Annotated in this window: 9 protein-coding genes and 2 pseudogenes; 6 read left to right on the forward strand and 5 right to left on the reverse strand. The window is 73.0% G+C overall.

What is annotated here, in order from left to right:
• Together FV223_RS15830 and croR are read right to left on the reverse strand one after the other, a co-directional pair.
• Positions 1-383, reverse strand: a pseudogene (locus tag FV223_RS15830) (RNA methyltransferase); the annotation flags it as partial.
• A gap of 30 nt (positions 384-413) precedes the next feature.
• Positions 414-890: a 3-hydroxybutyryl-CoA dehydratase gene (croR, locus tag FV223_RS15835; RefSeq protein WP_147727936.1), complete on the reverse strand. Its 477-nt coding sequence runs from the start codon at positions 888-890 to the stop codon at positions 414-416.
• A gap of 163 nt (positions 891-1,053) precedes the next feature.
• Between croR and FV223_RS15840 the strand changes: the two genes are divergently transcribed.
• The 3 genes from FV223_RS15840 to FV223_RS15850 all read left to right on the forward strand — a co-directional run bounded on the left by FV223_RS15840 (position 1,054) and on the right by FV223_RS15850 (position 2,835).
• Complete coding sequence (locus FV223_RS15840; RefSeq protein WP_147727937.1) at positions 1,054-1,662, forward strand: cation transporter; 609 nt, start codon at positions 1,054-1,056, stop codon at positions 1,660-1,662.
• Positions 1,659-2,504 (forward strand): metallophosphoesterase, encoded by an 846-nt coding sequence (locus FV223_RS15845; RefSeq protein ID WP_147727938.1) that lies wholly within the window; start codon positions 1,659-1,661, stop codon positions 2,502-2,504. The genes FV223_RS15840 and FV223_RS15845 overlap by 4 nt, the downstream gene beginning before the upstream one ends.
• Positions 2,505-2,613: 109 nt before the next feature.
• A complete protein-coding gene (locus tag FV223_RS15850) occupies positions 2,614-2,835 on the forward strand; it encodes a hypothetical protein (RefSeq protein ID WP_147727939.1) in 222 nt (73 codons plus the stop codon).
• 12 nt (positions 2,836-2,847) lie between these two features.
• On the opposite strand, the gene FV223_RS15855 is transcribed toward FV223_RS15850, so the two are convergent.
• Both FV223_RS15855 and FV223_RS15860 read right to left on the reverse strand, forming a co-directional pair.
• Positions 2,848-3,099 (reverse strand): RAG2 PHD domain containing protein, encoded by a 252-nt coding sequence (locus tag FV223_RS15855; RefSeq protein ID WP_147727940.1) that lies wholly within the window; start codon positions 3,097-3,099, stop codon positions 2,848-2,850.
• Between the two features lie 119 nt (positions 3,100-3,218).
• Positions 3,219-3,596 (reverse strand): 4a-hydroxytetrahydrobiopterin dehydratase, encoded by a 378-nt coding sequence (locus FV223_RS15860; RefSeq protein ID WP_147727941.1) that lies wholly within the window; start codon positions 3,594-3,596, stop codon positions 3,219-3,221.
• A gap of 196 nt (positions 3,597-3,792) precedes the next feature.
• Between FV223_RS15860 and FV223_RS15865 the strand changes: the two genes are divergently transcribed.
• Genes FV223_RS15865 through FV223_RS15875 form a run of 3 tightly spaced genes read left to right on the forward strand, consistent with a single transcriptional unit; the run spans position 3,793 to position 6,300 of the window.
• On the forward strand, positions 3,793-4,773 hold the full coding sequence (locus tag FV223_RS15865) for an ABC transporter substrate-binding protein (protein WP_147727942.1): 981 nt from the start codon (positions 3,793-3,795) through the stop codon (positions 4,771-4,773).
• 50 nt (positions 4,774-4,823) lie between these two features.
• A complete protein-coding gene (locus tag FV223_RS15870) occupies positions 4,824-5,534 on the forward strand; it encodes an ABC transporter permease subunit (protein ID WP_147727945.1) in 711 nt (236 codons plus the stop codon).
• Between the two features lies 1 nt (position 5,535).
• Entirely contained in the window at positions 5,536-6,300 is a 765-nt protein-coding gene (locus FV223_RS15875; RefSeq protein ID WP_147727943.1) for an ATP-binding cassette domain-containing protein, read from the forward strand.
• A gap of 26 nt (positions 6,301-6,326) precedes the next feature.
• Here the strand turns inward: FV223_RS15875 and FV223_RS30495 are convergent.
• Positions 6,327-7,420: pseudogene (locus FV223_RS30495) on the reverse strand (hypothetical protein); the annotation flags it as partial.

The raw sequence follows: 7,420 nt of genomic DNA on the forward strand, positions 1-7,420 counted from the left end.
GGCATTCGCGGCGCCGGCGGGACGACCGCGTCCGCACGCACGCCGTCGCCGCGAATGCCGACGGCGAGCACGCCGCGATGGATCGGGAACCCGGCCACCGCGCTCATCACCGCGCGGTCGGCGACGAAGACTGGCGGCGTGCCGGGGCCGGCCTCGATCGCGGCCGCGAGGCCGGCGACGCGCTCGGGCAGCAACAGGATCGATTCGGTGCGGAAGCGGGCCTGCGGCGACAGCATCAGCCGCAGCGTGACCTCGCCTTCGACGATGAAGCGACCGGCCCGCCCGACGAGGTCGCGCTCACGCATCGCCGCATAGGGGGCGAGGCGCGGATCGGCCGGATCGGTGATCGGGATCGGCTGCACGGACCGCGCGTCGGCGGACATGCGGTCGGCGGCCCTAGGGTCCGGCTCCGCTCACGCCGGCGGACGGCCGCCCATGCGGATCGCCAGCGGGTCGGCCTCGGCCTTGGTCGGCACCTTCACCAGGGCCTCGCCGTCGAGCACGACCTCGCCGGCCACCGAGCAGGTGCACTTGAGGCGCGCGCGGCGCCGCTCGGGCACGAGCTCGGCTACCTCGACGGTCACGTCGACGGTGTCGCCGATGCGCACGGGCGCGCGGAAGTTCAGGGTCTGGCTGATGTAGACCGCGCCGGGGCCGGGGAGGCGGGTGCCGAGCACCGCTGAGATCAGCCCGGCGGTGTAGAGGCCGTGGGCGATGCGGGTGCCGAAGGGCGTGCGCGCCGCGAAGTGCTCGGACAGGTGGATCGGGTTGCGGTCGCCGGTGATCTCGGCGAAGCCGATCACGTCGGAGGAGGCGATCGTCTTCGACAGGGTCTCCGAGAGCCCGACTTCGAGGTCCTCGAAGTAGAGAACGCGCAATTCGGGCAACATCTGAGACTCCTCGTTCCGGCCGCACGGATTCGGTCCGGCCGCGGCCCCGCCTCGCACAGGTCGGGCGCCGAATCCAGCCGGGCGAAACGCCGAGGCCGGGTCGACAGCCCGCGCGCGGTGGGCGAAGAGGCGGCCCGGCCCGTCAACGGACACCGTCGCCCGCGTGGACTCCACCGCCTCCCCCCCGCTCCGCCCCGTCGTCGCGCGCGTCGCGGGGCTGAACCTCGGCTACTTCGGCATCGAGATCGCGGTCGCCCTGGCGATCGGCTCGGTGGCGTTGATCGCCGACAGCCTCGACTTCCTCGAGGACGCGGCGATCAACCTGCTGATCTTCGCCGGCCTCGGCTGGAGCGCGGTCAACCGCGCCCGCCTCGGCACGCTGATGGCCGGCATCCTGATGGTGCCGGCCCTCGCGACCGCCTACGCGGCCTACGAGAAGGTCTCGGACCTGAGCGCGCCGGCGCCGCTTCCTCTGACGCTCACCGGCCTCGGCGCGCTCGCCGTCAACCTGACCTGCGCCCTGATGCTGTCGCGCCATCGCGACGGCGCCGGCAGCCTGACGCGGGCGGCCTGGCTGTCGGCCCGCAACGACGCCTACGCCAACCTGGCGATCATCGCGGCCGGGCTCGCCACCGCGCTGCAGCCCTCGCCCTGGCCCGACCTGATCGCCGCGGCCGGGATCGCCATCCTCAACGCGGACTCGGCCAGCGACATCCTTCGCGCGGCCTCCGCCGAGCGCCGCGCCGCCCAGGAAGCAGGACCGCCCCCGTGAGGATCTTCCCGATCTCCGACCTCCATCTCGAGCGCCGCCGCCTCGATCTCATCGCCGCACCGAGCGGGGCGTTCGACGTGATGGTCTGCGCCGGCGATCTGTACGAGGGCCACCCCGAGCGCGGGCTCGCCGCCGTGCTGGCGCTGGCCGGCGGCCGACCGGTGGTGCTCGTGCCGGGCAACCACGAGCACTATGCGCCGACCGGCGACGCGCGAACCGCCCCCAAGCTCCTCGCCGCACTGACAGGGGAGGTCGAGCGCCTGAATGGCGCCGGTGCCCGGATCCACCTGCTGCAGCACGGCGCCACGTGCGTCCTCGATGGGGTCCGCTTCGTCGGCGCGACCCTGTGGAGCGACTGGTCCCTGGCCGGGCGCTGGCTCGCGGCGGACGCGCCCGACCGGCCGGCCGACCCGGTGAGCTACGCGGCCGAGCGGATGACCGACCCGATCACCGGTTCGCGAGAGTACCGCGGCTCGATCCGCAAGGCCGACGGCACCGCCTGGCTTCCCGCCGACGCGATGGCGGCCCACGCCTCCGAGCGCCGCCGGCTGCTGGCGGCCCTGGCGCAGCCGTTCGACGGGCCGACGGTGGCGGTGACGCACCATCCCCCGAGCCCGCGTGCGGCCGACGCCTTCCGCGATGCGCCGGGGGTGCCGTGGTGGGTGCCGGCCTTCTACGCGACCACGGTGCTCGACGACCTCGAAGACGCCGCGCGGCCCGTCCTGTGGGTGTCCGGCCATTTTCATGCCGGGCACGACATGGCGATCGGGCGCTGCCGATGGGTGGCGAACCCGGTCGAGGGCGCGACCTACGCGGCCGACCGCGTCGTCGCCGTGGCGTGAAGCTCGGCCCGGTCGACGCAAGGCGACGCCGCCGCGCCGCCCGGCGCGAAACCTCCTGCACGGCTCGTGCGTAGGGCTGCCACGTCCTTCCCGCGGGAGAGCCCTTGCCGTGAACACCTTCCTCGCCGTCGTCCTCGTCTGCGCCAACGCGATCGCGCAGGAAGCCTGCACCGACGACAAGGCCCTGGAGGTGCGCAAGGTCCGCGTCGCGAACGAGCTCGGCTGCACCAACGGCTGGCAGGAGATCATCGCCCGCACGGACCTGCGCGACGAGATCGGCAAGACCTCCTACCTCAAGACCGAGTGCCGCCGGGTGAAGAGCCCGCAGTGACCGCGGGGCGCCTCAGCATCCGGCCTTGAAGGCGATGGGGCCGGTGGCGAAGCGGATCTCGCCGCGCCCGTTCCGGATCTCGCCCCCGGCGTAATGGAGCGCGTCGTCGCGGTTGCGGAACAGGCCGCCGGCGATCCCGTGGCTCTCCAGCGCGACCCAGCAGCCGCCGGCATCCTGCCCGATGGTGAAGCTGAGAGCGGGCGCGTCCGGGATGGCGGGCGGGCGGCCGGCGACGGCGGCGAGGGCGGATCGAAGGTTCGGCATGGTCTCACGCGGGGCTGGCGCGGCCCCTTGCCGGAACCGCACCGCCAAGATCGAGCCGCCCACGTAAGGAATCGAGCGTCTCCGCCGCGCGATGCCATGAGCGTGTCGTGAGGATCGGCCTACTTCTCGTACTTGACGTAGGCGAAGCGTGCGTCCGTCGGCGTCCCTTCCAGGCCCTGGCCCTCGAGGCCCGGCTGCCAGGAGACGACCTCCTCGATCTTGCGCGCCAGCGCGAAGTCCTTGTCGGTGATGCCCTTGGCGGCATGGTTCATCAGCCGCACCTCGACCCAGGCGTAGGAAGCGGTCAGGTCGGGGTGGTGCCACGCGGCCTCGGCGAGGTGGCCGATGGTGTTGATCACCATCAGCGTGCTCTTCCAGCTCGCGGTCTTGTAGGTGCGGCGAATCCACCCGTCCTCGTAGCGCCAGGCCGGGATCTCGGCGGCGATCCGAGCGGCGATGGTCTCGTCGTCCAGGGCGCCTTCGCGTGGCTCGGCCATGATCTCTCTTCCGATGTCGGTTGTCCCCTTCGAGCCTGCCCCGGCCACCGCTCCCGCGCAAGGCGGTTGTGGACGGGCCGCGTGCTGCGCCCTATGACCTTTCGGCAACGGCACCCTCGGCGTCGGAGCCTCACCGCTCCGGCCGGGGCGGCCCCAAGGCCGAACCGGCCGGCAAGACCTCCAGGGAGAAGGCGCCATGCTGTCACGGCGCGGATTGCTCGCCGCCGCGCTCGCCGGCCTGCCGGTGCTGTCGCATCCGGCGCTGGCGGCCCCGAGCGTGCGCCTCGGCAGCCTGCCGTTCGGCACGGTCGCGTGGGAAGCCGCGGTGATCAAGGCGCGCGGGCTCGACGCCGCCAACGGCTTCACCCTCGACCTCGTCAAGCTCGCCGGCAACGACGCGGCACGGATCGCGTTCATGGGCGGCCAGGTCGACGTGATCGTCGGGGACCTGCTCTGGGCGGCCCGCCTCGGCAACGAGGGCCGGGCGATGCGCTACGTGCCGGCCTCGACCTCCGAGGGCGCCGTGATGGTGCCCGCCGCGAGCCCGGTGAAGACCCTCAAGGATCTCGAAGGCAAGCGCCTCGGCGTCGGCGGCGGGCCGCTCGACAAGAACTGGCTGCTGCTCAAGGCCCAGGCGCAGGACGCGGCCGGCTTCGACATCGAGGCCAAGACCGAGATCGCCTACGGCGCACCGCCCCTGATCGCTTTGAAGCTCGAGCAGGGGTCGCTCGATGCCGCGCTCACCTACTGGACCTACTGCGCACGCCTCGAGGCCAAGGGCTTCCGCCGGCTGATCGGCGCCGACGACATGATGCGCGCGCTCGGCGCGAAGGGCGCGTTCGCGCTGATCGGATACCTGTTCGAGGCGCAGACCGTCGCCGAGAAGCCCGAGGCGATGGCCGGGTTCGTGCGCGCGGTGCGCGCGGCCAAGGACATGCTCGCGGCCGACCCCTCCGCCTGGGAGATTGTGCGCCCGCTGATGGCCGCCGACGACGACGCCATCTTCGAGGCCCTGAAGCGGGAATACCTCGCCGGCATCCCGCGCCGCCCGCTGGCCGAGGAGCGCAGCGACGGCGAGCGGCTGTTCTCGGTGATGTCGAGGCTCGGGGGCGAACGCCTCGTCGGCACCGGCACCGGCCTGCCGCCGGGCCTGTACTACGACGGGAAGACCGGTTGATCCGCGCAAGCGCCTCGAACCGCTGCGCCATCCTCACCCGTCTCGGCTCGATGCTGGTGCTGCTCGCCGCGTGGCAGGCTGCGGCACAAGCCGCGGGCTCGCGGATGCTGCCGACGCCGCTCACCGTGGCGGCCTTCATCGGCCGGGAATCGGCGCGCGGCGACCTGTGGACCAATGTCGGGATCACGCTGGCGCGGGTCGGCGTCTCGTTCGTGCTCGCGATGGTGCTCGGCGTGCTGCTCGGCGTCGCGCTCGGCCGCTCGAAGCGCCTGAACACCCTGCTCGACACGCCGCTGCTGGCGATGCTGAACACGCCCGCCCTGGTGATCACGGTGCTGGCCTACGTCTGGGTCGGCTTGAACGAGTCGGCCGCGATCCTGGCCGTGGTGCTGAACAAGCTGCCCAACGTCGCGGTCATCCTGCGGGAGGGCGCGCGCGACCTCGACCCGGGCCTTGAGGAGATGGCGCGGACCTACCGGTTCGACCGGCGCTCCTGGGTCGCCCACGTGCTGGTGCCCCAGCTGCAGCCCTACGTGGTGGCCGCGGCGCGCTCCGGCCTGTCGCTGGCCTGGAAGATCGTGCTGGTGATCGAGCTGCTCGGCCGCCCCAACGGCGTCGGCTTCGCGATCAACTACTACTTCGTCCAGAGCACCGACGTCGCCGCGATCCTCGGCTACAGCATCGTGTTCATGAGCGTGATGATCGCCATCGACATCCTCCTCCTGCAGCGGCTCGAAGCGCATGTCCGCCGCTGGCGATAAGATGTCCGCCGCCGTCGACGAGATGTCGGGTTCCGACGCGGTCCTCACGGTCGAGATCGCGCGAAAGGTCTACCATCCGGCCTCGGCCGAGCCGGTGGAGGCGGTGCGCGACCTCGCCTTCGCGATCCGGCCGGGCGAGATCGCCTGCCTGATCGGGCCCTCGGGGGCCGGCAAGACCACGACGCTGCGGATCCTGCTCGGGCTCGACGCCGATTACGACGGCTCCATCGTGCCGGATCCGCGCGCCTCGGAGACCGGGCCGGGCATGGTCTTCCAGGAGCCGCGCCTGCTGCCGTGGCGGACGGTGGAGCAGAACGTGCGCCTCGCGATGCCGCGGCCGCAGCGCGGGCGCGACCTCGACGGGCTGTTCGCCCATCTCGGGCTCGCCCCCTGGCGCGGCCGCTATCCGGGCGCGCTGTCGTTGGGGATGCAGCGCCGCGTGGCGCTGGCCCGCGCGCTCGCCAACGACCCGCGGCTCCTGGTGCTCGACGAGCCGTTCGTGTCGCTCGACGACGCGGCCGCCGCCTCGCTCCGCGGCCTCGTGGTCGACACCGTCGACCGGCTCGGCATGAGCGTGCTGATGGTGACCCACAACGTCGCCGAGGCGATCGCCGTCGCCGACCGGCTGCTGCTGCTCTCCCCGCGCCCGGCGAGCCTCGTCGCCACCATCCCGCTCGACCGGCCGCGGCCGCAGCGGGACCGCGCCTGGGCAGATGCGACGCGACAGGACCTGGCGCAGCGCTTCCCCGGCGTCATCGCGGAATAGCGTTCCTTCGAGCGGAAGGGCCGGCCTCACTCCACCTTGGCGTCGACGTCGAGCTTGTCGAGCACCGCACCCGGCGTGCGGGCCAGGCCGAAATCGGCGAAGCCGAGGCCGGCGGCGTTCTTCGCCTTCGCGGTCATCGTCAGGCGGCCGGGCTTCGTCACGAACTGGCCCAGCGCCGCGCCGATCGCCCGGGCGGCGGGCGAGTTCCCGAGCATCGCCGGCACGCCGAACTGGGTTGCCGCCACGTATTCCTGGCGCAGCTCCTCCGGCTTCAGGCTGAGGGCCTTCGCCTGGGCCGCGAGGAAGCGCTCGAACAGGCCGGTATTCTGGATCGTCAGGTCGAGGGCCTTGGCGGTCGCCGTCAGCATCAGCAGGCTCGCCGCCGGGATGTGCGAGGCGAACAGCTCCGGCCCGAGGCCGCCGATCGTCCCGGCGAGCCGCAGCGAGCCGATGTCGCGGCCTGACAGCGTCATCTCGCGCACCGCGACCTCGCGCTTGGCCTCGTCCCAGGCGGAATCGACCACGAGGTTGAGGTCGAGATCGGCATAGCCGTAATCCGGCAGGGCGCCGAGCACCGGCATGCCGGCGACCATCGCCGCGGGGAACGTCAGGCCCGAAAGATCGAGGCGGCTCGCGGTCGGCACCCCGTCGCGCAGCGGCCCGAAGGTCAGGGCGCCGCTGCGCAGGGCGAGGTGGACCGGTGCCGCACCGGGGGCGGCGGGCGTGGCGAGGGGATCGCCGGACTTAGCGGTGGCCGGAGGCCTGGATGCGGTCCGGCCGGGCTCCTTGCCGACCGGGGCCGGGGCGCCCGGCATGTCGAGGCTCAGGTCCTGCAGCGCCAGGCCGCCGACCGCGGGGGTGAGGCGGCGCAGCTCCTCGTCGGTGACGGCGGTGTCCGGGTTGGCGAGGCGGCGCAGGGTCGCGATGGTCGGGGCGAGGGAGACGCCGGTGAGCGCCACACGCGCGAGCCGGGCCTTGAGGCCGCCCTGCGCGAACGCGATCGCCTCCAGGGTCGTGCCGCTCTCGGCGCCGGTGCCGCCGTGAGCCAGGCGCCCGACCTCGACCAGCATCGGCTCGCCGGCGCCGGTCCGGCTGATGGCGAGGCCGCGCAGCTCGAGGC

The organism is Methylobacterium sp. WL116 (genome assembly GCF_008039455.1).
In the GTDB taxonomy this organism is placed as follows: Bacteria; Pseudomonadota; Alphaproteobacteria; order Rhizobiales; family Beijerinckiaceae; genus Methylobacterium.